This is a genomic window from Faecalibacterium prausnitzii (genome assembly GCF_003324185.1).
In the GTDB taxonomy this organism is placed as follows: domain Bacteria; phylum Bacillota; class Clostridia; order Oscillospirales; family Ruminococcaceae; genus Faecalibacterium; species Faecalibacterium prausnitzii.
The window spans coordinates 118,467-140,742 of record NZ_PXUP01000006.1; the positions used below are offsets into that span (position 1 = coordinate 118,467).

The window sequence follows — 22,276 nt, forward strand, 5'->3', positions numbered from 1 at the left end:
AGCGCCGATGCGGCGGCTTGCTCATTATTGATAGGCGGCTCAGCCCAGTTCGATGCTCTGGTACTCCGGGGCGGCAGCCTCAGCAGTCAGACCCATGGTCTGCACGTTGGTGCAGTTCTGAGTAAGAAGCGCCTGTGCGAAGTCCGAACGGTCCTCGCCTGCAAAGCCCAGCGTGGAGTTCCGGACGGTGACGCCATCTACCCAGCGCAGGAACATGGCTGCACTCTTCTGATGCAGCATGCCTTCCTTTTCAGGCGGAATGGGACGCAGATCGTACATTCCCCGCTCCCACTTGCTGGTAGCTTCCAGACAGACGTTGACATTTTCAAACAGAACGTTCTTGATGTGATTCTCCTCGTTGCCGGAGAGGAACACACCGTTCTCACCCTTGCAGGTGACGTTGAAGAAGCGGACATTCTCGATGCTGCCGCTGTGGGTGTTGGCGTTCCGGTCGTGGGTCGTCATCACGATAGGCTCCGCGCAGCCCCACCAGCACTCGGCAAAGCGGCGGGTCTCGATCATGATGTTGGAGAAGCTCACGTTCCGCACACAGCCGCCGTCGCGAATCTGGATGGACAGACCCCGGTTGCTTCCGGTAATGATGCAGTTATCCACCAGAATATTCTCGAAATCTGCCACGCCCTCTGTGCCGATCTTGATCGCGGCACTGGTAGAGGTCAGCGTGCAGTTGGAGATGATGACGTTCTTGGTGGGGCCGTACTCGTTGTTGCCTGCTGTGGTCTTGAGGCAGATGCAGTCATCTGCACACTGGACATGGCAGCCGATGATCCGCACATTGGTGGAGTGATCCGGATCGATACCGTCGGAGTTGGTGCAGTCCAGCGGGTTCAGCACCCGGATGTTGGAGATCAGCACATCGTTGCATCCGGCAGGGTGCAGCGTCCAGAACGGAGAGTTCTGCAGTGTCACGTCATGGAACGAGATGTGGTTGCAGTGCTCCACATACACCATGGTGGGACGGGGGTAGAAATCACCGTTGAAGTAGTAACGGCTTGCCCGCTTCATAAAGGCATAAACATTGCCGTCCACTGCGCCCTGACCCGTGATGGAGAAGTTGTCTGCATCCTTGGCGTGAATAAAGGTGTAAGCCGGTTTTGCCACCGGACGATCCACGGCCTTTGCGCCGGAAACTGCTGCCACGGAAGCATCATCGCCGTTGGGGTTGAAATAGGTGGAGATATCGGAGTGCGCTTTCAGAAGGGCGCCCTGTTCCAGATGCAGCTCTACGTTGCTTTTCAGCTCGATAGAACTGGAATAGTAGGTATGACCGCCCTCCAGTACAACGCGGCCGCCGCCTGCTGCGTTGCAGGCATCAATGGCAGACTGGATTGCAGCGGCATCATTGGTTGCGCCATCGCCGACAGCGCCATACTTGGTGACTGAATAAACCATGAAAACTTGCTCCTTTTCACATTATCAGACTGCGCCGAACAGGGTGGGCAGCGCCATGGAGAACCAAGGCACATAAGCTACCAGCATCAGCGCCACGAAGATCGCCGCATAGAACGGCAGGATCGGTTTGATCATGTCCTCCATGTCCATATCTGCCACTGAGCAGCCGCTGAACAGTGCGCTGCCAACGGGCGGGGTGATGTTGCCGATACCCAGGTTCATGACCATCATGATACCGAAGTGGATGGGGTCCATACCGAAGGACTGGACAACGGGCAGGAAGATCGGGGTGAAGATCAGGACAGCCGGGGTGATGTCCATGAAGCAGCCAACCACCAGCAGGACAAGGTTGATGATGAGCAGGATGACGTACTTGTTGCTGGAAACGCTGATCAGTGCGTTGCCGATGGCGCTGGGCAGGCCGGTGAAGCTCATAACAAAGCTCATGACGTTGGAGCCGGCGATCAGGAACATGATGACAGCGGTGGTCTCGCAGGCGTCCAGCAGGATCTTGGGCAGATCCTTGATCTTGATGCTGCGGTAAACAACGATGGACAGGAACAGGGTGTAGGCAACAGCCACGGCAGCGGACTCCGTTGCCGTGAAGATGCCGGACATAACGCCGCCGACGATGATGACGATCAGCAGCAGGCTGGGGATGGCGTCCACGAAGTACTTGAAGAAAACGGAAGCCGGAACCTTACCAGCAGTGGGATAGTGATTCTTCTTTGCGATGACATAAGCCACGACCATGCAGGCCAGTGCCCACATCAGGCCGGGGATGTAGCCGGACATGATCATGCCCACCACAGAGCAGCCAGCCAGCACCGGATAGATGATCAGGATGCCGGAAGGAGGAATGATCAGACCGGTAGGTGCGGAAGCGATGTTGACGGCAGCGGCAAACTTTTTATCGTAGCCTTCCTTCTCCTCCATGGGGATCAGAACGCCGCCGATAGCAACGGAAGCTGCGACGGAGGAACCGGACAGAGAGCCGAACAGCGTGTTGCCCAGAATGTTGGTGTGCGCCAGACCACCGGGGATGCGGCCGACCAGAATTTTTGCGAAATCGATCAGTTTCTGTGCAATGCCGCCGGTGTTCATCAGAACACCGCAGAGGATGTAGAACGGGACAGCCAGCAGCGAGAAGCTGTCAACGCCGCCCACCATGCGCTGGCTGGCAACGAAAGTGCCCAGATCCAGAGACAAGGTGGAGGCCATGGTCACGACCGACGAAATGATGATACTGACCGAGACCGGGACGCTCAGCGCCAGCAGCAGCGCAAACGTGCCGATCAGGAGCAGACCGACTTGAAAAGTACCCATTTTAGGTTCGTCCTCCTTTTTTATGCTTCTTTGGCAGACTCTGCCTTGGGGCCCTGCTTCATATCGCGCAGATCCTCACCGATGAAGATGAGCGCGTAGAAGATGAACAGGATGGCACCCACAGGGACGCTGGCGTAGATCAGGGGCATGGGCAGCTGCAGCGCAGCGCTCAGCTGATCCGCAGCGGTGTTGACAAGGCGCGTGCCGCCGCCGATCATGACAACAACGCAGAACAGGATGACCATAGCCTGCACAAAGATATCCAGGATCTTCTGGCCCTTGAAGGACAGACGCTTGCTCAGCGCGGTGATTGCCAGATGCTTGCGGCGGCCGTATGCGTAAGCACCGCCCACCATGGTCACCCAGATCAGCAGATAACGCAGCGCTTCTTCGGTCACGGTGCTGGGGTTGTTCAGGATGTAGCGGGTGATGACCTGCCAGCAGACAGCAATGACCATGACACCCATGATAATGGTGCTGAGGACCTGAATGATCTTATCGATCAGGCCGCGGAATTTAACGATCAACATGGTATGCTTCCCTCCTCATCAAGCCTGTACATAGGACAGGAAGTCCTCGTAATAACGGGCATTGTCGGCGCTCTTGGCACAGAACTCGTCGCGCAGGGACTGGGTAGCCTCGATAAAGGCCGTCTTGTCGATGGTGTAGAACTGGACGCCCATCTCCTTGGCACCATCAATGTTCTCCTGCACCAGATCCTGCCATACGGCCTCGTGTGCTTCGTTGCCCTGGGTCATGCCGTTTACGATGGCGCTCTGCTCGGCCTCGTCCAGACTTTCCCAAGTCTCGGTGGAGATGATAACGATATCGGGCACCATCTGGTGCTGGGTGTAGGTGTAGCTCTTGCAGACCTCACCGTGGCCGTCCTGCACCAGAACTGTCTCGTTGTTCTCTGCGCCGTCAATAATGCCCTGCTGCAGACCGGTGTAGGTCTCGCCGCTGGACATGGGCGTTGCACTGCCGCCCATGGCACGGATCATGGCAATGGACGTGGGGCTGTCCTGGGTGCGGATCTTCAGACCCTTCAGGTCTGCGGGGCCTTCACAGGGGCCGTCTTTGGTGGTGTAGATGCTGCGGGAGCCGGAATCGAACCAGCCGATGGCAAAGAAGCCCTGATCGTAGGTGCTCTTGAAGATCTCCTGCACCGCTTCGCTCTGGTTCATAACGGCAAAATACTGCTCGGTGCTCTCGAACACATACGGCATCGAGAAGATGGCGTATGCGCTGTTGAACTGCTCCATGCTGGAAGCAGAGACCTTTGCAATATCCAGAACGCCAGCCTTGACCAGCTGGATCATTGCTGCGTTGTCGCCCAGCTGACCATTGGGGTAAACGCTGAAGGTCAGGTCAGATTCAGCAGAAGCAACTTCCGTCATCTTCTGCAGTCCAACGTTGACCGGGTGCGCTTCGCTGTGGCTGTGTGCCACCAGCAGATGCTTGGAGCTCAGGCCGTCTGAAACCGAGCCGCTGCATCCGGTGAGCGACAGGCTTGCGCCTACGGCAGCAAGACCTGCAGCAGCCAGAAAGCTGCGGCGAGTAATACGTCTTGTTCCTATCATGATTGACATCTCCAGTTTTCTTTGTTTGATTGACTGCGTACAAAACCGGTTTTGATCTCCTGTCGGTCAGAGTGAAATTTGTCCCTTCCGCAAAGGGCTTCGGGCTGCGCATTCCCTACCATTTCTGTTCTGCCTTGTGCAACAGGCTTTCTGTCAACAAAAATAGCGCAAACGCGTTGTAATGTACAGGACTTTTTTGGCAAAAACCTTGCATTTCTTGGTATAATCCAGCCTTTTCTGCAAAATTGTTGGCATTTATTGGTTAAAACATTGCATATATTGGTACATCGTGTTATGATGAACTAGCCCAAAAGAATTTTTTGACTGGAGGTATTTTTCTGTGAAAGTCGTCAAAACCGATAAACATTACATGGCCGAGCCGGATTTTGAGATCGACCATTACAAGGATGCCAGCTATCCTCCGGTCGCTTCTCATTACCATGAGTTCTATGAAATTTTTCTCTTTGTCAGCGGAAATGCGGATTATGTTGTCCACGACAAAATGTTCCGGCTCAAACCGGGAGACCTGCTGATCATCCCACCTGCCATTATGCACCATCCCATCTTCCGGGACTTTGAGATTCCCTATGAGCGGTATGTGTTGTGGCTCAGTCCTCCGGCTTTTGATACCATGAAAAAGATCGACCCGGACATCGATTACTTTCTCCGTCCGGGTCATGCAAAAACATTTTTGATTCGGGATAGCGTGGACAGTTCCCGCGCCCGGTTCGGGCAGTTTGAAGCCCTGACCCACGCTTACCGGGAGGAAAGCCTGTGTTACCACAGTGAGGGCATGGCCGACATTCTCCGCATCCTGATCGGCATCAACCGTTCCTTATATAATCGGGAGCACGTTTTTGCCAAGGCGCAGAAACCAAGCGTCCTGAGCAACGCCCTGCATTATATCGATCTGAACCTCAGCGGCGATCTTTCGCTGGACACGGTGGCAAAGGCGCTTTTTATTGACAAATACAATTTTTCCCACATGTTCAAGCAGAATATGCAGATCAGCTTTTACCAGTATGTCATCCAGCAGCGGCTGCTGGAAGCCAAACGACTGCTGATGAAAAAAGAACCAATCTCTTCCATCCCGGCCAAATGCGGTTTTTCTGATTATAACGCCTTTTACCGCTCCTTTAAAAAGAATTACGGTGTCAATCCGCGCGAATATGTCGCTTACCACATAAAGGCCATCCACGGTGAAGTTGGCGGCTTGTCTCTTGATATCGACCACCAGAGCACAGAATCCTGATAGGTTCCTCTGATTTCCGTCCTTTTTATAGAATTACAGCCTTTTTCTTCTTGGCGGCAGCAGGCGGCCTTGCCGTTTTATCTCCACCGACTTGGCGGCATTGATTTGCGTGACCGCACACCAAAATCAAGTCCAGGTCCAGGAGGACACTACTATGATGGAACTGCTTTCCTGCCGCTACAACATGGATACCGCAATTCAACTTTTTAATGTAGCAGCTACAACGTTGGATTGCATATCGCCAATATACTATTTATATGTTGCACTGATTTTTATCTCGTTACGGTTTCGCAATAAGACAAAAGTGGTGGGTATCACGATGATCCCCCACCACTTTAGCCAAGTAAATTTTTACTTTTGAATCGTAAAACGGAACGAGGTTTCCTTCTCCACCGCAAAGCAGTCGTCTGCATGTGGTTTTGCGCCCCAGCTATTATCGCCGCCAACACCGCGCTGGAAGGCAGCGCAGCGGACAACCGTCTTATTGTCGTCCCGGGGCAGCTCATAGAGATGGCGGGCATTTTCCAGCTCATGGGGCGTATAGGGCAGTGCCGAGAAGGTCATGCTGTCCCCTGCAAAGCCGATGCCTATGTTCAATCCGCTGCCGGTGACCGCTGCGCGGTACACGCCGGTACGGCTGCCGCACTCCTGCGGGTAGACCGGGGTGTTCTGGGCAAAGTCCTGCCGGACATTGTAGCTCCAAGCGCCCATTTTGCCGCCTGCGGTGCGGTCGGCGGTGGTCTCCTGGGGGCCAAGACCCAGATAGGATACCTCGGTCAGCTCCCGGCGCAGCGGGAAGAGCAGCCCGAACTCCGGCAGCTCGGTGTGCTCGCCCTGCCATGTCATGGTGATATCGCAGCGGCCTGCGCCATCGATGGCAAAATCAATGGGCAGCGTCTGCCCATCTGGCAGGGTGTAGTTTGCGCGGACGATGACAAATTCGCCCTTTGTTTCAGCGGTCAGGTTATCGCACCGGGCGTAGAGACCGGCGGTTTTCCAGAAGGCAAATGTAAAAGGTTCTGCGCAGCCCTCGTCGTTGTTGGTAGGCGCACGCCAGAAGTTGGGACGCACGGTATCGTCCAGCAGCTGCACGCCGTTATAGCGGATGGACACAAGCCCCTTTCCACGGCCAAAGACATACTCGAAGCCCTTGCCCTTCACGCCGATGTTGCAGTCCATCTCCACCAGCTGTGGGGCGGGCAGGGTCAGCCGGGCGGCGGTATGGTTGTGCCATACCTGCCCAAAAGCGGCTTCATAGCCCGCCGGGATGCCGGGCAGCGCAGCCCGCTGGATGGCGGTAACGGTCATGCAGGCAAGCCCTGTTTCCGGCAGAGCGAACGGAAACGCGATGTGCACGGTTTCGCCGGGCTTGCAGTCTGCCCGCAGCACCGCCCAGCGCTCCGGCTTGCCGTTGACCGAGGATGCAAACACAAGGTCGTAGGCGCTCAGGTCGGTAAAGAGATTCCGGTTTTCAATCACGGCTTCGGTGTCGGTCAGGGTGATTTTCAGCGGTGCGTAGGCCGCCTTGACGGCGTCCATCTTGGGGGTATTGCGGCGGTCGGGCAGCACAAGGCCGTCCACGCAGAATTCCCGGTCGGTGGGGCGGTCGCCAAAGTCGCCGCCGTAGGCAAAGCAGGGCTTGCCGTCCGGGTCAGTGACCGCGACGCCGTGGTCCATGTACTCCCAGATGAACCCGCCCTGATACAGCGGTTCTTCGTAGGCATACTCGGTGTAGTCGGTGATGCCGCCGCAGCTGTTGCCCATGGCGTGACTGTACTCGCACATGATGAAAGGTTTTTCCGGGTGCTCTGCCAGAAACTTTTTGATGTCTGCCACCGGGGTATACATCTGGCTTTCCATATCAGAGGTAGCGGGGTATTCCCGGTTCCAGAAAATGCCCTCGTAGTGCACAAGGCGGCTGGGGTCGGTGCGGCGGAAATACTCGCTCATCTCCCACAGGGTCTTGCCGCCGTGGCTCTCGTTGCCGCAAGACCAGATGAGGATGGCCGGGTGGTTTTTGTCCCGTTCCAGCATGGCTTCGGCGCGGGCAAGCACATTTTCCCGCCACTCCGGGCGCGCACCGGGCAGCGTCCATTCGTCCGAGCCGTCCGCGCCCAGCTTTTGCCATGTGCCGTGGGTCTCCAGATTCGTCTCCCCGATGACGTACAGGCCGTATTCATCGCAGAGTTGCAGAAAATACGGGTCGTCCGGGTAGTGGCTGGTGCGCACGGCGTTGACGTTGTGGGCCTTCAGGTTTTTCACGTCCCACAGCATCTCTTCCCGGCTGACGGTGCGCCCGGTGCGGCAGCTCCACTCGTGGCGGTTGACGCCCTTAAACACGATACGCTTGCCGTTCAAAAGCATCTGGCGGTCTTTCAGCTCAAACCTGCGCAGACCGACTCTCAGGCCGGTGCGCTCCACCAGAGCACCATCGCGCAGCAGGGCGATTTCTGTCTCGTACAGGTTCGGCTGCTCGGCGCTCCACAGGGCGGGGTCAGTCACCGCAAAGGTGAAGGAGACATCCTGCACGTCCTCCTCCACGTCCGGGTCGGCTTCGCCTTTGCCGAACACCACGCCGCTGTCGTATTCCGCAGGCTCGCCCACCTCAGCGGACTGCTCCTGCCCATTGAACACCACCGACACCGTTCCCGCGCCGCTGACCTTGCAATCAAAGGTGACGGCAGCACTGGAAAAATCATCTGCAAAGCTCTGCCTCACAAAGACATCTTCCAGATGGAGCTCCGGCTTGGTGAACAGTTCTACTGAGCGGAATAAGCCGCTCATGCGCCAGAAATCCTGATCTTCCAGCCAGCTGCCGGAGGAGAAACGGTACACCTGCACCGTCAGGGTATTTTCGCCGGGGTGGACGGCGGCGGTCATATCAAATTCAGCGGGAGTGAAGGTATCCTCGGTGTAGCCGATGTAAACGCCGTTGCACCAGACGGCGGCGGCACTGTCGGCACCGTTCAGGCGCAGGTAGCAGCTTGCCCAGCTTTCCGGCAGGGTGAAACTACGCTGATACTCCCCGATGGGGTTATAATCCTGCGGAATTTCGCCGGGGTGCAGCTTTTCGTGGCCGTCCCACGGGTACTGGGTGTTGACGTAATGGGGCGTGCCGTAGGGCTGGCCGGGCTTTTGCAGGCTCTGCATCTGGATAAAGCCGGGCACAGTCAGGGTATCCCAGTCCGTAAAGGGTGCGGTCAGGTTTTCCGCATAGCGGAAGTTCCACTCGCCATCCAAGCTGACGGTCAGGGGCATTTCCGGGCTTGTCTGGTCCGCAAAATGGGCGTGGAAGGGCAGGCGGTTCTGCTGGAAAATTTCCGGGTCGGCCAGAAGCGCCGATGTGATAGGATTATTTAAAGGCATAAATGTCACCTCGCAGCATTTTCTGCTCTCATTATAGCACAGAATATAAGAAAAACAGCCGCATAAAAACGACTGTTTTTCTGGAGAGAAGCGGCATCAGTCCGCTTCGTCAAGGATCTCGGTGTCCAGTTCTGTGTGTCCCTTGGGGATGCGGTACTTCACGGCGGGCAGATGGACGTTGGTAAAATACAGGCTGGTGTTGGGGTCGCAGCCGATGACCACTGCTTCTCCCCTGCCGCGCACGGTGCAGCGCAGGGTGTCGCAATGGGCTTCGGCGGTGTCGTTTTCCACGCTTTCGGCGTAGCCCGGTGCAAAGTTCGGCACGGCAAAACCGCAGTCGTAGGCTTCGCAGTCGAAACTGCTGTCAATCTCATGATGGCGGCGGTGGCCGGTGGCCGTGGGGGTGATGGTAGTGGTCACCTCAATGCCGGGGAAGGGCGACCACTGCGCAGTCACAGCCCCGGCTTCAATTTCCCACGTTTTGCTCACCTTGCGCACAAACACGTTATCGTCGATGACAAAGGCCAGCATACTGTCGGGCGCGGCCTGATTGAGCACCTCCCGGCTGCGGGAGGCGCAGAAGCCAAAGCGGGTATCGTAGGCAAATTTTGCGTACTTTTCCGGAAACTGTCCGTGGCCGTGCCCCTCGTTGACACCGGCGGCATAGGCCGTTACCCGCCCCGCCCGGCGCTGCACCAGCATATTGGCGTATGGCATGGGCTTGAGCCGCTCCAATGCGGGCATGGGCGCGGCTTCGGCAGACCAGAAGGGGTGGTCATCCGGCAGAGCAAGCAGCAAAAAGCTCTTCATGCCCCAGTAGGGGCTGCCGGGGGCGTTGTACCGCTCGGCCATGTACATCTGCGGGTAGCAGTAGCCGATGGTCAGGATGCCGTCCCGGTCGAACATTTTCTGCCCCAGCCACCAGTTGAAGTTGCGGACGATGAGCCCTTTCATCACCGGCAGGGGCAGCGGTTCCAGCCCTGCCCAGATGCAGGCCGCCCAGAAGCTGTTCTGGGCAAAGCGGTAGGTCAGGCTGCGGCCAAAGGGCAGCGCTGCACCATTGGCATCGAACCAGTAGACGAACTGCTGCGCGAACAGCTGGGCGCGCTGGCGGTAAAGGGCAGCACGCCGGGGGTCGGTATCTGCGGCAAATTTAGAGTAGAGCAGCCCGTAATACTGGATGGCCCACGGGATGTAGTAATCCTTCTGCACCGAGGCGCCATCGGTGGACCAGCCGTCGCCGCTGTAATAGCTGTCGATTTTGCAAAGACCGTCCTCCAGCAGCTCCGGGCTGTAAGGCATCCCCACGCTTTTCAGGGCAAGGTTTACAAGGATGCGGAAAAACTGCCAGTTGCAGTCCGGGATGGTGTGGGCGTTGATCTGCCCCAGCCATGCGGCAAGGTTCTGTTTTTCGGTGTCAGAAAGCGGGGTCCACAGCTTTTCCGGTGCGGTGAGGATGCCGCAGGCAATAGCCGCCATCTCCACATAACACTGGTCGTACTCCCCGGTGGTGCCCCAGTATTCGGGGTTTTCCGGGTCGGCGCCGGTGGCAAGACCCTTGCGGTAGATTTTTTCAAATTCCGGGTCAGAGCCGCCACCTACCCAGAAGGGCACCAGCGCCCACAGCGGGCGGCTGAAGGCTTCCAGCTCAATGGCATTTTGGTTGTAGGTCACACCCGTCTCGCCCAGATGCAGCCGGGCACAGCCTGCGGAATAATAAGGCTTGAGCGGGTCGAGAAATTTGTGCATCAGTGCGGTAAAATCCGCTTTGGTCTGCAAGTTCATCACCAGTACATCTCCCAGTCTTTGGTCAGGCGGGTCAGCGCCTCCATGTAAAAATAATCGCCCCAGCTCGTACATTCATCCACGCCCTCCGGGGTGCAGGTGTTGTAGGGGCTTTTTTTGCTGTAAGTGCCGTGCAGCAGCTGGCCGGAGCCGAGGGTGCCGGGCTTTACTGCATAATTTGTGGCAAGGCTGGCCAGCATCTGCCGTGCCAGCGTGCGCCACTGGGCAGCTTCTGTTTCGTCCACATACTTTGCCGCTTCCAGCAGGCCGCAGGCCACGATGGCCGCAGAGGAGGAATCCCGGGGTTCGCCGCTTTCCGGGGCAAAGAGCATATCCCAGCAGGGGATCATATCCTCCGGCAGGCGGGAAAGGTAAAACGCCAGCGCTTTGCGGAACACCTCGAGGAACTTTTCATCGTGGGTGTAGGTGTAGCCAATGGCGCTGCCGTACACGCCCCACGCCTGTCCCCGTGCCCAGAAGCTGTCGTCCTTGTAGCCCTGACAGGTGCGGCCGCCCTTGGGGGTGCCGTCCGGGTTCATAAAGAAGGTGTGGTAGGTGCTGCCGTCCGGCCGGAAGGAGTTTGCCAGCGTAGTGGCGGTGTGGGCGGCGGCGATCTCGCGGTAGTGGTCGCTGCCGGTCACCTGCGCTGCCCAGTACAGCAGCGGCACGTTGAGCATACAGTCAATGATATAGCGGTAGTTGTCGGGGTCGTCCATGGTGCCCCATGCCTGCAAGAAGCGGCCTCTGGGCTGGTAGCGGGTCAGCAGCTGGTCGGCGGCGGCAATGGCGGCGTTTTTGCCCTTTTCGCTGCCCACCAGCTTCCATGCTGCCACACAGGTGGGGCTGTACAAAAAGCCCATATCGTGGTGGTCAACCTCCACCTTGCGGGCAATGCGGTCCGCAAAGCTGTCCACTTGAATGAGGGCGGCGGTCTTGAATTTTTCCTCCCCGGTGGCTTCGTAGGCCAGCCAGATTTCCCCCGGCCAGAAGCCGCAGGTCCACTGGTTATTGGCACAGCCGGGGTAGATATTGTTCACGCTGGAATGGTTCTGGCACTGGTAGGTGTACAGGGGCAGATTGGTCTCCACCTGTTTGCAGGCATCGGCCAGTGCCTGCCGTGCCTCGGCGTCGGTCATAGCGTGGTTCTGGTAGGTTTTCATCATGATTACTCCTTAAATCCAAACGTAGGTATCTCTGCCCACCGCTGGCGCAGAAAGTGCATACCCAGCTTGGGGCGGCGGTCCCGGGTGAACAGGCCCTTTTTGTTGCCGTCCACCCGCATGGGGCCCTGCACGGTGTCGTAGTCTGCAAAGTTCCAGACAAATTCTCCCACAAACCACGGGCGCTTGTCAAACTCTGCATCCAGACGGCGGTAGAACTCCACCTGAAACTCCTCACTGAACATCTCGGCTCCGGCGGTGTGCAGACCTGCCACGGTGTCTGCGCCGTATTCGCTCATCATCACGGGCTTGTGCTGCTCTGCCCAGAAATCCATTTCCTGATTCAGGCCATAGCAGGCGGCGTCCATGTCGCCGGAAAGGTTGTACCAGCCGTAGTAGCGGTTGATGCAGACGATATCCATGGTGCGGGTGGTGATATCCTTGGTGTAGTCGTTCTGGCAGCAGACGAGGGTGACCGGGCGGTTCTGCGGGTCCAGCTGATGTGCCAGCTCATACAGCGGGTGCCAGTAATCGTAGGCATCCTGCGGGAAGTGCTCCAGATCCGGCTCGTTGCCAAGGCTCCACAGCACCACGCAGGGGTGGTTTTTGTCCCGATGGATCATCTCGGCAAGCACCTGCCGGTGATGCTCCGCAAGGGGATATTCCTTATAAGGGTTCACCGCCGCCCCGCCGCCGATGCCCACCGCCGGAGTCTCGTCCATGACCAGAATGCCCTCCCGGTCGCACAGGTCGTAGAACTCCTCAGCGTAGGGGTAGTGGCTGGTGCGCACGGCATTGGCGTTTGCCCAGTGGATCAGATTCACGTCCTTCACGTTCAGCACCGGGTCAAAGCCGCGGCCGTGGGCGGTAAAGTCCTCGTGCTTGCAAAAGCCCTTGAAATAGAGCGGTTTTCCGTTCAAAAGCACCTGTGTGCCCCGCACCTCAATGCTGCGCACGCCAAAGGTCTGATCGTAGACGTCTGCCCCGCAGGTGATGTGCAGGGTGTACAGGTAGGGCGTGCCGGGTCTGGGCTCCCAGAGATGCACCTCCGGAATGGTCAGGGTACCTTCTACACCCTCGGCGCTTGCAACGGCGTTGCCGTCCGCATCCAGCACCATGACATGGACAGGCGCGCTGCCGGTGGTTTTGACCGCGTACTGCACCGTGCCGTCCACGGCGGGCACTACGGTCACATCCTCGATATACTCTTTTGGGGTGGTGTAGAGCCACACCGGGCGGTGGATGCCCGCATAGTTGAAAAAGTCAAAGTTGGGGCGGTTCTGGGGTGCGGCGGCGCGCTTGGCAGCCTCCACACTGGGGATGCCCGCGTTGTCCGATCCAAAGAAGGCCAGTTGTCCGTCCTCGTTGCCCACAGGCAGGGTGCTGTGGTTTACCCGGTTGTCGCAGGCGACGGTCAGCAGCACCGTCTCGCCGGGGTGCAGCAGGGCGGTAACGTCTGCTTCAAAGGGGGTAAAGCCGCCCTTGTGCTGTGCGATAAGCTGGCCGTTCAGCCAGACGTTTGCCGTGTGGGTCACCGAGCCGAACCGCAGCACCACCCGCTGCCCGGCGCAGAAAGTGGGCAGGGTAACTTTGCGCTGATACCATGCCCAGCCGTAGTGGCGGCGCAGGGCGGTGGTCTGGTCGTTCTGGTCGTTGTAGCTGGCGGGCACGGCGATGGGCTGGGCATCCGGCAGGGGCTTTGCGGGATCGAACTGGTCTTCCACGCAGCTGCCCAGCGCAAACGCCCATGTGCCGTCAAGGCTCAGCTTCAAGCGCACTTCATTCTGTTCAGGATATAACATAACACTTTCTCTCTATTTCTGCAAAAAATGCGGGGCGCGGGTACTGCCCACGCCCCGCTTACGGGTGATTTGTTTAGCCCTTGATGCCGGTGGATGCCACGCCCTGCACAAAATACTTCTGCAGGGAGAGGAACACGATCAGCACCGGGATCAGTGCCACCACAGAGGCCGCCATGATCAGGCCGTACTCTGCGGAATACTGGGTGATGAACATACGCAGACCGATCTGGATGGTCTTGAGTTCGGTCTTGGTCAGGTAGATCAGGGGACCAAGGAAGTCGTTCCATGTGTTCACGAAGGTGAAGATGGTCAGGGTGGACAGGGCGGGCAGGCTGAGGGGCAGCATGATGTGCCACCAGATGCCGTACTCGCTCAGGCCGTCAATGCGGGCAGCCTCACACAGCTCGGTGGGCACGCCCTCGTAGAACTGCTTCATCAGGAACACGCCGAAGGCGCTGAAGGCCTGCAGGCACATAATGGCCAGATGGGTGTTGTTCAAATGCCACGAGCTCATCATCATGAACTGGGGCACCATGTAGGCCTGCCAAGGCACTGCAATGGTGGCAATGTAGCCGAGGAAGAGCGCGTTTTTGCCCTTGAACTGCATCTTTGCAAAGGCGTAGGCTGCAAAGGAGGAGGTGAACAGCTGCAACAGGGTGACCACCACGGTGATCTTGACCGTGTTTTTCACAAAGGTCAGCAGCGGGATCTGGGTCCAGATGTCCACATAGTTCTGCCAGCGGGGATTTTTGGGGATCCACTGGATGGGGAAGCCGAACACGTCCTTATTCAGCTTAAAGGAGGAGGACAGCATCCACAAAAAGGGCAGCAGCATACAAGCTGTGATGACGATGAGGAAGAAATAGATCAGGAACTTGGAGATGAAATTGCGGCGCTTCTGAGAGGCTTCGGTCTTGATAATAGCAGCAGACATAGTTCTTCCTCCTTTCTCAGTTCTCGCCCTTGGAGCCGCGGAACTGGATGATGGTAACGATCAGCACCAGTACGAACAGCACCATGGAAATTGCACTTGCGTAGCCGTATTTCGGGGTATTGACGAAGGCCACATTATAGATGTAGTACACCAGCGTCATGGTAGCAGTACCGGGGCCGCCCTGCGTGATCATGTACATCTGGTCGTAGACCTTGAAGCCGGAGATGGTGAGCATAATAACCACAAAGAAGGTGGTGGGGCGCAGCTGCGGCAGGGTGATGTGCCAGAACTGCTGCCAGCGGTTTGCACCGTCCAGCTCGGCGGCTTCGTTCAGATCCGGGTTGCAGCCCTGCAGGCCGGCCAGATAGATGACCATGTAGTAGCCCATGTTCTTCCACACGCTGAACAGGATGACCGTGATCATAGCGGTGTCCTTACCGGCAGCCCAGCGGGGCAGGTTTTCCACCGCCACGCCAAAGAACTGGTTCAGGATCATGTTGATGGGGCCCATGGAGGGGTTGAAAATCATGTTCCACACCGCTGCCACCGCCACCAGCGAGGCAACGTAGGGGAAGAACGCCACCGTGCGGAAGAAGTTGCGCAGCTTCACGTTCTGGTTCAGCAGCACAGCCATGGCCAGCGAGCAGGCCAGCGTAAGCGGCACCGTGCCAATGACGTAGACGATGGTGTTTTTCAAAGCCGCCTGAAAAATTTTATCGGTGGTGAAGAGCTTTACAAAGTTCTTCAGGCCGATAAACTCAATGGCGTGGCGGCCGTCCCATGCGCAGAAGGCCAGCGCAATGGCAAACACCATGGGCACCAGCGTAAACACGCAGAAGCCGATGAAGTTTGGCGCAATGAAGGAATACGCGATCAGAGAATCGCGGGTCGATTTTTTAAGCACTTTACGGGGAGTTTTATTCTGGACAGCAGCACTCGCCATAAAAGAGCCTCCTTTCCCGGAAGTATAACAGTTTTCCCAAAAAATGAGCGGAGCGGGCGCTGTGCATACCCGCCCCGCTCGGACAGGGCTTTTTTCCGATGCTCGTCATCGGAAAATGAATGGGGATCGAAAACAATGAAGAAGGAGAACCGCAAACTATTGCGGAAAACGCTTTATCAGCCGAGAACTGCGGGAACCTGATCGTTCATGTTCTGGATACCCTCGTCCACGGTCTCGCTCATGGTCATAATGGCATCGTGCTCGGCGTTCAGGATGGTCTCGATATCAGATGCGTACTGGGTGTAGGGCATTTCCAGATAGACATTGCTGGTGGTCAGTGCATCCACAGAGTTGCTGTCCTCGGGGAAGCCCTCGGTGGACTTGATGATCTCGGCGGTGGCAGCGGAGCCGCAAGCCGGGAAGGTGCCGGTCTTGGCAATGGCCTGTGCGCCCTCCTCGGAGACACACCAGTTGATGAAGTCGGCAGCGGTCTCTGCCTTGGGAGAATCGGCGTTGATGGCCAGACTGGTCACAGTGCCCAGCGTAGAACCAGCCTCTGCACCGGCGGGGTGCGGATACTTGACGATGCCCCAGTTGAACTTGGTCTCGGCATCCTTCATGTAAGCTTCCAGCGTGGAAATGAACCAGCTGCCCATGTTGACCATTGCGCACTGCTGGTTCTCAAAGGCTGCGGAGTAGTGCAGAGAAGAGGTCTTGAGGTAGCCGTAGTCCATGCAGATGCCGTCTTTCTGCTGGGCAATGACCATATCGTAGGTGGGCTTCATGAAGTCGTATTTGCCGTCGATGATGGTGTTTTTGCCGTCCAGAATGGAGAACAGAGAAGCGGCGGAACGCCAGGTGTGGTAGTGGCAGCCATAGACCTTGGTGTCGCCGGAGCCGCTGGTCATCTTGCGTGCCAGAGCATCGTAATCTTCCATCGTCAGGTCATTGGAGGGATACTCCACACCGGCCTTATCGAACAGATCCTTGTTGTAGTACAGCACCCAGAAGTCGCTGCGGAAGGGCACGGCGTAGAAGTTGCCGTCATCGGTGGTCAGCTGCTCGATGGTGCCGTTGAAATCACCGGTATCGCGGGTCAGCACCTCGTTCAGGGGCTTGAGGTAGTCCAGATTGATCAGGTTTGCGTAGCCGGGGATATCCTTGACGGTCACGACATCCAGATCGGCGCTGCCGGCCAGCTGGGTAGCCAGAACGGTCATGTAATCGCTGGAGCCCAGATCCACCATCTCGATGGTCACGTCCTTGTGGCTTGCCATGTAGCCGTCGGCCATAGCCTGCCAGTAGGGGGTGGATTCCTTATCCCACACCGACCACTGCAGGGTAACAGGGCCTGCTGCTGCGGATGCAGCGGTGGAACCGGCAGTGGAGGAAGCAGCGGTGGAGCTTGCGGAAGAGCCGCCGCAGGCGCTCAGAGCAGCAGCAGCGCCGCAGGCAGCGGCAGCGGTAAGGAACGAACGACGAGAGATCTTTTTCATAAGTGTGTCCTCCTTCAGGGCAGTGTGTGTATTTCGTGCAACGGTCTCCCCCGTGCCGGGGAGCCACTCGCTTTTGTTGACACTAGGATACCGCACAAACGCAAAAACCGGAATGGAAAAATTCCGGGAAGAGTTGCAGTTTTTCTGTATCTTTTAAAAAAAGATGCACTTTCTTACACTGGAGTCTGCACTTTCTTGTTCTCTTGCACAGTTTACATCCGTAGCACAAGAAAAAAGCGTATAAAGTACACAATTTTCATGAAAAAAGTCGTTGACAAACCGCGCCGGAATCAGTACTGTATAAAGGAAAGAATGCAAAATATTACCGGAAAGGAGGCTCCGCTATGAAGAGCAGCCATCGTTTCCCGCTGCGGCGGCAGATCGTGTGGGGGATGCGCTTTTTTACCATTCTTACCTCGCTGGCCGTGGGCGCGGCGCTGTTCACCCTCTCCAACCAATATGTGCGCGCCAACTCCTTGCAGGCGGCAGAGTTCAACCTGCGGCTGGTGGCTACCTCCATCGAGACCAGTCTGGACAGCGCCGATGCTCTTTTGAACTGGGCTTCCATCGACAGCACCGTGCGACGGTACATCTCGCAGGAAAATATCAACGGCACCCAGACCATTGCCGCCTACGAAGCCGTGCAGGAAAAATACTATTCCAGCACCCTGTACAGCCATATCCTCCGCTTTTTTGTTACCAATGAGAACGACCGGCATTTGCAGTTCGGCCCGCTGAATGCCTCGGCGGCGCTCAACCGCACCAGCATAAATCAGTTTCTCACCAAGGGGTACGGGATGCAGTTCACCACCGACCCGTTGCTGCCCGGCAGCCCGGACTGCATCGCCCTCAGCCAGCCTGTCCGCTGCGGCAAGGGCACCTTGCATCGGGGCAGTACCTACCTTGCGCTGGATACTGCCATTATCACCGACCCGGCCGCGGGCTACAGCCTGACCGACGGCAGCGCGTTGTACTGGGAGATGGGCAGCCGCCTGTGGCAGATCGAAAACGGCAGCCTGACCGAGATTGAAAACCCGCTGCGGGAGGTGGACTACACCCTGCGCACCGGCAGCAATAACGGCGTGACCGAGCAGACCGCATGGCAGGGCAAGGTGCAGCTGGACGGCCAGAAGTATTATGTAGTCAAGGTAACACTGAACGGCCGCAGCGCGGCGCTGGTGCAGCTTTTGCCCGCAAATACCTTTTTGCTGCACTACGGCGTGTACCTGTGGCTCATCACCCTTGGCATTGCCATCATCTGGGGACTGAGCTTTTTGATGCAGCACTGGCTGGAGTGGGTCATTACCCGCCCGGTGGAGGCGCTGCAAAAGCGCATCGAGACCGTGGGCAGCGGCAACTTTGCCCCGGACCGCACGGTGGAGTGGAACAACGAGCTGGGCGACATCGGCCGGGGCATCAACCAGCTGGCTGAAAACGTGGACAGCCTGATGACCCGCCGGGTGGAGGACGAGCGCCGCAAGCAGGAGTTGGAATACCGGATGCTGCAAAACGAGGTGAACCCGCACTTTATCTACAACACCCTCAACAGCATCCGCTGGATGGCTACCATCCAGCACGCGCCCGGCATTGCCGAGATGGTCACCGCCTTTGCGCGGCTGACCAAGAGCATCTCCAAGGGCACCCAGAAGCTGGTGCCTTTGCAGGAGGAGCTGGCGCTGCTCAACGATTACTTTACCATCCAGCAATACCGCTACGGCGGCGACTTGGAAATTGAGGTCTCCCGCATTGAAAGCGAGACCCTTTGCCGGGACTGCATGATCCCCCGGTTCACCTTGCAGCCGCTGGTGGAAAACGCCATCTTCCACGGGCTGGAGCCAAAGGGCGGCCACGGCAGCGTGCTGCTGGATATCTCCACCGACCCGGATACCGGAGACGTACTGCTGCGCATTACCGACGACGGCGTGGGCATGCCACCGGAGCAGGTGGCGCATCTTCTGGACGAGCCCGCCGAGGGTGCCGAAAAGGCTGAAAAGTTCCGTCATGTCGGCCTGTGGAACGTGAACCGCCGCATCCGGTATTCCTTTGGCGAGGGTTACGGCCTGACCATTGAAAGTGAAGAGGACGTGGGCACCGAGGTCACCATCCGGCTGCCCTATCAACAGAAAGGAGACACCCATGCTGCGGATATTACTGGTGGATGATGAGCCGCTGGTGCTCATCGGCCTGCAGGGGATGCTGGAATGGGAAAAGCTGGGCTATACCGTCTGCGGCACCGCCCGCAACGGCAAGCTGGCGCTGGAACTCATTGAGCGGGAGAAGCCGGATATCGTCATTGCCGACGTAAAAATGCCGGTGATGGACGGGCTTACCCTTGCCCGCACCTGCCGGGAACGCAGCGCCCTGCCCGCCTTTATCATGCTGACCAGCTTTGAAGAATTTGGTTACATCAAGCAGGCCATGGGTGCCGGGGTGGTGGATTATCTGGTCAAGCTGGACCTGACCCCCGAGAACCTGCAAACCGCCCTTGCCAAGGCCGCCGAAAAGGTAAAAAAGGAGCGCGCTTTGCTGGGCGAATTGTCGGCCCAGGAAAACCTTGCCGAGAGTGTGCGCAGCTATCAGGAGCGTTTTTTCGTGCGGCTGTACGCCGGGCTGTTCCCGGACGAAGCCGCATTGGAGCAGCCTTTGCAGCACATGGAGCTGAACCTTGCAAGCGACGCCTATCTTGTAGCCAGCTGCGAGATCATCGCCAACACCGCCCTTACCCCCGCCCAGCAGCTGAAGCTGAGTTTTTCCTGCGGGCGGATGCTGGAGACCACCCTGCAAAACTACCTGCCCTGCTATGTGACCGGGGCGGATGCCATGCGCTGCAATGTGCTGTTCTGCCTGACCGATGCCCAGTGCCAGAACTACCGGACGGTGCTGCGCCCGCTGCTGGAACGCACCAGTCAAATTTTATACAACTACTTCACGGTACGGCTGCTCTGGGCGGTAGGACGCCCCACCGGCTCCCTGCTGGGGCTGGCGCGCCGCTGCCGGGAAAACGCCCACCTGCAGCCCCTGCTCACGGTGGAGCAGCCCATCCAGTTCGTGGAGGTCAACGAGGGCGACGCCACCGCCGGGAAGATGCAGGTGGTGGCACAGGTGCAGGAGTACATCCAAAGCCACCTTTCCGAGCGGCTGACGCTGGCCGATGTGGCGGCTGTATTCAATTTTTCGCCCAACTACCTCAGCCAGCTGTTTGGCAAATACGGCGACAGCGGCTTTGTGGAGTACATTACCGAGACCCGCATCGCTGCGGCGAAGGAGATGCTGGAACAGGGCGATTTGAAAGTATACGAGATCGCTGAGAAACTGGGGTACGAGAGCGCTTTCTATTTTTCCAAGGTGTTCAAAAAGGTCACGGGGCTCAGCCCGCGGGAATACCAGCAAAGTATTTAAAACCGGAGGCTTTTATGATACAGGAACAACTTGCTTTTCTGCCGGAATTTCTTCCCGATTACCGGCCCTTCCCCCCTGCCAAGGAACGTACTGCATGGCAGGGGCTGCCCCTGCGGGCAAAGCAGCGCTTTTTGCAGGCGGGAGAAGCCGCGCTGCAAACGCCCATTGCGCCCCTGCCGCTCTCGCTCTGGCTGGATTTCACCCACACTGGGCGGCGCATGCCATGGGAGACGGCTTACTTCTCCCGCCGGGCGCGGCTGTGCGCGCTGGTATGCGCCGAATGCGTGGAGCACGAAGGGCGCTTTCTGGATGAAATTGCAGATACCGTATGGGCGCTCTGCGAGGAAAGCGCATGGCAGCTGCCCGCCCACAACAGCTACATCCGGGACACCCCGCAGCTGCCCCTGCCGGACACCACCCGCCCCATCGTGGACCTGTTTGCCGCCGAGACCGGCGCCCTGCTGGCGTTGACCCGGTACTTACTGCCGGACGAGCTGGATACTGCTGCACCGGGCACCACGGTGCGGATGGAGCGGGAGCTGAACGCCCGCATCCTGACGCCTTATTTTACAAGCCACTTCTGGTGGATGGGCAACGGCGAAGAGCCTATGTGCAACTGGACGAGCTGGTGCACCCAGAATGTGCTGCTCACTGTCTTTCTGCTGCCCACCACGCAGCAGCAGCGGCAGGCTGCCGTCAAACAGGCAGCGTACAGCCTCGACTGCTTTTTAAAGGACTACGGCGCGGACGGCTGCTGCAACGAGGGTGCGCAGTATTACCGCCACGCCGGGCTGACCCTGTGGGGCTGCCTTGAAATTTTGTCCAGCATTGTGCCGGAGGCCTTCTCTCCCCTGTTCCATGAGCCTAAAATCAAAAACATCGCGGAGTACATCTGCAACGTCCATGTGGAAGGGCCTTACTACCTGAACTTTGGCGATTGCAGCCCCCTTGCCGGGCGGTGCGGTGCGCGGGAATACCGCTTTGGGCAGGCTGTGGGCAGCGATGCTTTGCAAGCCCTTGCGGCAGCAGACTTCCGTGCCGATGCCGACCCCGACCATTTGCAGAACCCGGACGGCAGCACCCACATCAACCTGTGGTACCGGCTGACCACCGCCTTTGCAGAAGAAGAAATGATGGCGTACTCCGCAACGCCCCGGCACCATTTAACGGTGTGGTACCCCAGCGTGGGCGTCTATGCCGCGCGGCAGGGCAGTTGGGTGCTGGGTGCAAAGTTCGGCTCCAACGGCGACAGCCACAATCACAACGATACTGGCAGCATTACTGTATACAAGGACGGCAGACCGTTCCTGATCGATATCGGAGTGGAGAGCTACACCAAAAAGACCTTCAGCCCCCAGCGGTATGAGATCTGGACGATGCAGAGCGCATGGCACAATCTGCCCACCTTTGACGGCGTGCAGCAGCTGCCCGGCGCGGAATACGCCGCCCGGGAGGTATGCACCGATAAAAACAGCATCACCGGCGAACTGGCGGGCGCGTACCCTCCCATCCCGGGGCTTACCACCTACCACCGCAGCGTATCTGTCAGCGAACAGGGCATCACCCTGCGGGACGAAACGGACTATCCCGGCACAGTGGAGCTGACCCTGCTCACCGAGCAGCAACCCGTCCCCACTGCGGACGGCTTTGCGGTGGGCACACTGGGCGGCATCCGGTTTGACCCGGGTGCCGTAACGGCTGCTGTTACGGCGGTGCCCATCACCGACCCGCGCCTGCGCACCGCATGGCCGGAAACAATCTATAAGATCACCCTGCATTTCCAAAAAATGCTGAACCTCGAACTGTACTAAGGAGAACTG

At 58.0% G+C, this 22,276-nt stretch carries 16 protein-coding genes; 5 read left to right on the forward strand and 11 right to left on the reverse strand.

Going from position 1 to position 22,276, the window contains the following annotated elements:
- Positions 1 to 39: 39 nt before the first annotated feature.
- Genes C7J97_RS05740 through C7J97_RS05755 form a run of 4 tightly spaced genes read right to left on the reverse strand, consistent with a single transcriptional unit; the run spans position 40 to position 4,319 of the window.
- Positions 40 to 1,413, reverse strand: coding sequence for a glycoside hydrolase family 28 protein (locus tag C7J97_RS05740; protein ID WP_005920184.1), 1,374 nt, complete (start codon positions 1,411 to 1,413; stop codon positions 40 to 42).
- Positions 1,414 to 1,437: 24 nt separating this feature from the next.
- Positions 1,438 to 2,739, reverse strand: a complete 1,302-nt coding sequence (locus tag C7J97_RS05745) for a TRAP transporter large permease (protein WP_005920183.1) — start codon at positions 2,737 to 2,739, stop codon at positions 1,438 to 1,440.
- A gap of 20 nt (positions 2,740 to 2,759) precedes the next feature.
- The gene (locus C7J97_RS05750; protein ID WP_005920182.1) at positions 2,760 to 3,269 is read right to left on the reverse strand and encodes a TRAP transporter small permease; all 510 of its coding nucleotides are present in this window, start codon (positions 3,267 to 3,269) and stop codon (positions 2,760 to 2,762) included.
- Positions 3,270 to 3,287: 18 nt separating this feature from the next.
- Entirely contained in the window at positions 3,288 to 4,319 is a 1,032-nt protein-coding gene (locus C7J97_RS05755) for a TRAP transporter substrate-binding protein (protein WP_223451863.1), read from the reverse strand.
- 340 nt (positions 4,320 to 4,659) lie between these two features.
- On the opposite strand from C7J97_RS05755, the gene C7J97_RS05760 reads away from it, so the two are divergent.
- Positions 4,660 to 5,571 carry a helix-turn-helix transcriptional regulator gene (locus C7J97_RS05760; RefSeq protein ID WP_049929305.1) on the forward strand — a complete coding sequence of 304 codons (912 nt, stop codon included), beginning with the start codon at positions 4,660 to 4,662 and terminating at the stop codon, positions 5,569 to 5,571.
- A 154-nt stretch (positions 5,572 to 5,725) separates the two neighbouring features.
- The gene (locus C7J97_RS05765; RefSeq protein ID WP_113993159.1) at positions 5,726 to 5,932 is read left to right on the forward strand and encodes a hypothetical protein; all 207 of its coding nucleotides are present in this window, start codon (positions 5,726 to 5,728) and stop codon (positions 5,930 to 5,932) included.
- Here C7J97_RS05765 and lacZ read toward each other — a convergent pair.
- The 7 genes from lacZ to C7J97_RS05800 form a co-directional block, all read right to left on the reverse strand.
- Positions 5,923 to 8,937, reverse strand: coding sequence for a beta-galactosidase, LacZ type (gene lacZ, locus C7J97_RS05770; RefSeq protein WP_113993160.1), 3,015 nt, complete (start codon positions 8,935 to 8,937; stop codon positions 5,923 to 5,925). The two genes, C7J97_RS05765 and lacZ, sit on opposite strands and share 10 nt — an antisense overlap.
- A 96-nt stretch (positions 8,938 to 9,033) precedes the next feature.
- Complete coding sequence (locus C7J97_RS05775) at positions 9,034 to 10,722, reverse strand: DUF2264 domain-containing protein (protein WP_113993161.1); 1,689 nt, start codon at positions 10,720 to 10,722, stop codon at positions 9,034 to 9,036.
- The gene (locus C7J97_RS05780) at positions 10,722 to 11,885 is read right to left on the reverse strand and encodes a glycoside hydrolase family 88 protein (protein WP_113993162.1); all 1,164 of its coding nucleotides are present in this window, start codon (positions 11,883 to 11,885) and stop codon (positions 10,722 to 10,724) included. The genes C7J97_RS05775 and C7J97_RS05780 overlap by 1 nt, the downstream gene beginning before the upstream one ends.
- Before the next feature lie 2 nt (positions 11,886 to 11,887).
- Positions 11,888 to 13,684, reverse strand: a complete 1,797-nt coding sequence (gene uidA / locus C7J97_RS05785) for a beta-glucuronidase (protein ID WP_113993163.1) — start codon at positions 13,682 to 13,684, stop codon at positions 11,888 to 11,890.
- 73 nt (positions 13,685 to 13,757) lie between these two features.
- A complete protein-coding gene (locus C7J97_RS05790; protein WP_005920167.1) occupies positions 13,758 to 14,618 on the reverse strand; it encodes a carbohydrate ABC transporter permease in 861 nt (286 codons plus the stop codon).
- 16 nt (positions 14,619 to 14,634) lie between these two features.
- Positions 14,635 to 15,561 carry a carbohydrate ABC transporter permease gene (locus C7J97_RS05795; protein WP_005943356.1) on the reverse strand — a complete coding sequence of 309 codons (927 nt, stop codon included), beginning with the start codon at positions 15,559 to 15,561 and terminating at the stop codon, positions 14,635 to 14,637.
- Positions 15,562 to 15,737: 176 nt separating this feature from the next.
- Positions 15,738 to 17,057, reverse strand: a complete 1,320-nt coding sequence (locus tag C7J97_RS05800; protein WP_015538150.1) for an ABC transporter substrate-binding protein — start codon at positions 17,055 to 17,057, stop codon at positions 15,738 to 15,740.
- Between the two features lie 344 nt (positions 17,058 to 17,401).
- Here C7J97_RS05800 and C7J97_RS05810 point away from each other — a divergent pair, with 344 nt between their 5' ends.
- Genes C7J97_RS05810 through C7J97_RS05820 form a run of 3 tightly spaced genes read left to right on the forward strand, consistent with a single transcriptional unit; the run spans position 17,402 to position 22,267 of the window.
- Complete coding sequence (locus C7J97_RS05810) at positions 17,402 to 19,219, forward strand: sensor histidine kinase (protein ID WP_113993164.1); 1,818 nt, start codon at positions 17,402 to 17,404, stop codon at positions 19,217 to 19,219.
- Entirely contained in the window at positions 19,194 to 20,456 is a 1,263-nt protein-coding gene (locus C7J97_RS05815) for a response regulator transcription factor (RefSeq protein ID WP_113993165.1), read from the forward strand. Before C7J97_RS05810 ends, C7J97_RS05815 begins: the two co-directional genes overlap by 26 nt.
- A gap of 14 nt (positions 20,457 to 20,470) precedes the next feature.
- Entirely contained in the window at positions 20,471 to 22,267 is a 1,797-nt protein-coding gene (locus C7J97_RS05820) for a heparinase II/III domain-containing protein (protein WP_113993166.1), read from the forward strand.
- The last annotated feature ends 9 nt before the right edge of the window (positions 22,268 to 22,276 follow it).

What these genes read in the sequence shown, in the direction of transcription:
- C7J97_RS05740 (WP_005920184.1), bottom strand. Translation starts at nt 1,413, where the DNA reads ATGGTTTATTCAGTCACCAAGTATGGCGCTGTCGGCGATGGCGCAACC.
- C7J97_RS05745 (WP_005920183.1), bottom strand. Translation starts at nt 2,739, where the DNA reads ATGGGTACTTTTCAAGTCGGTCTGCTCCTGATCGGCACGTTTGCGCTG.
- C7J97_RS05750 (WP_005920182.1), bottom strand. Translation starts at nt 3,269, where the DNA reads ATGTTGATCGTTAAATTCCGCGGCCTGATCGATAAGATCATTCAGGTC.
- C7J97_RS05755 (WP_223451863.1), bottom strand. Translation starts at nt 4,319, where the DNA reads ATGATAGGAACAAGACGTATTACTCGCCGCAGCTTTCTGGCTGCTGCA.
- C7J97_RS05765 (WP_113993159.1), top strand. Translation starts at nt 5,726, where the DNA reads ATGATGGAACTGCTTTCCTGCCGCTACAACATGGATACCGCAATTCAA.
- lacZ (WP_113993160.1), bottom strand. Translation starts at nt 8,937, where the DNA reads ATGCCTTTAAATAATCCTATCACATCGGCGCTTCTGGCCGACCCGGAA.
- C7J97_RS05775 (WP_113993161.1), bottom strand. Translation starts at nt 10,722, where the DNA reads ATGAACTTGCAGACCAAAGCGGATTTTACCGCACTGATGCACAAATTT.
- C7J97_RS05780 (WP_113993162.1), bottom strand. Translation starts at nt 11,885, where the DNA reads ATGATGAAAACCTACCAGAACCACGCTATGACCGACGCCGAGGCACGG.
- uidA (WP_113993163.1), bottom strand. Translation starts at nt 13,684, where the DNA reads ATGTTATATCCTGAACAGAATGAAGTGCGCTTGAAGCTGAGCCTTGAC.
- C7J97_RS05790 (WP_005920167.1), bottom strand. Translation starts at nt 14,618, where the DNA reads ATGTCTGCTGCTATTATCAAGACCGAAGCCTCTCAGAAGCGCCGCAAT.
- C7J97_RS05795 (WP_005943356.1), bottom strand. Translation starts at nt 15,561, where the DNA reads ATGGCGAGTGCTGCTGTCCAGAATAAAACTCCCCGTAAAGTGCTTAAA.
- C7J97_RS05800 (WP_015538150.1), bottom strand. Translation starts at nt 17,057, where the DNA reads ATGAAAAAGATCTCTCGTCGTTCGTTCCTTACCGCTGCCGCTGCCTGC.
- C7J97_RS05810 (WP_113993164.1), top strand. Translation starts at nt 17,402, where the DNA reads ATGAAGAGCAGCCATCGTTTCCCGCTGCGGCGGCAGATCGTGTGGGGG.
- C7J97_RS05815 (WP_113993165.1), top strand. Translation starts at nt 19,194, where the DNA reads ATGCTGCGGATATTACTGGTGGATGATGAGCCGCTGGTGCTCATCGGC.
- C7J97_RS05820 (WP_113993166.1), top strand. Translation starts at nt 20,471, where the DNA reads ATGATACAGGAACAACTTGCTTTTCTGCCGGAATTTCTTCCCGATTAC.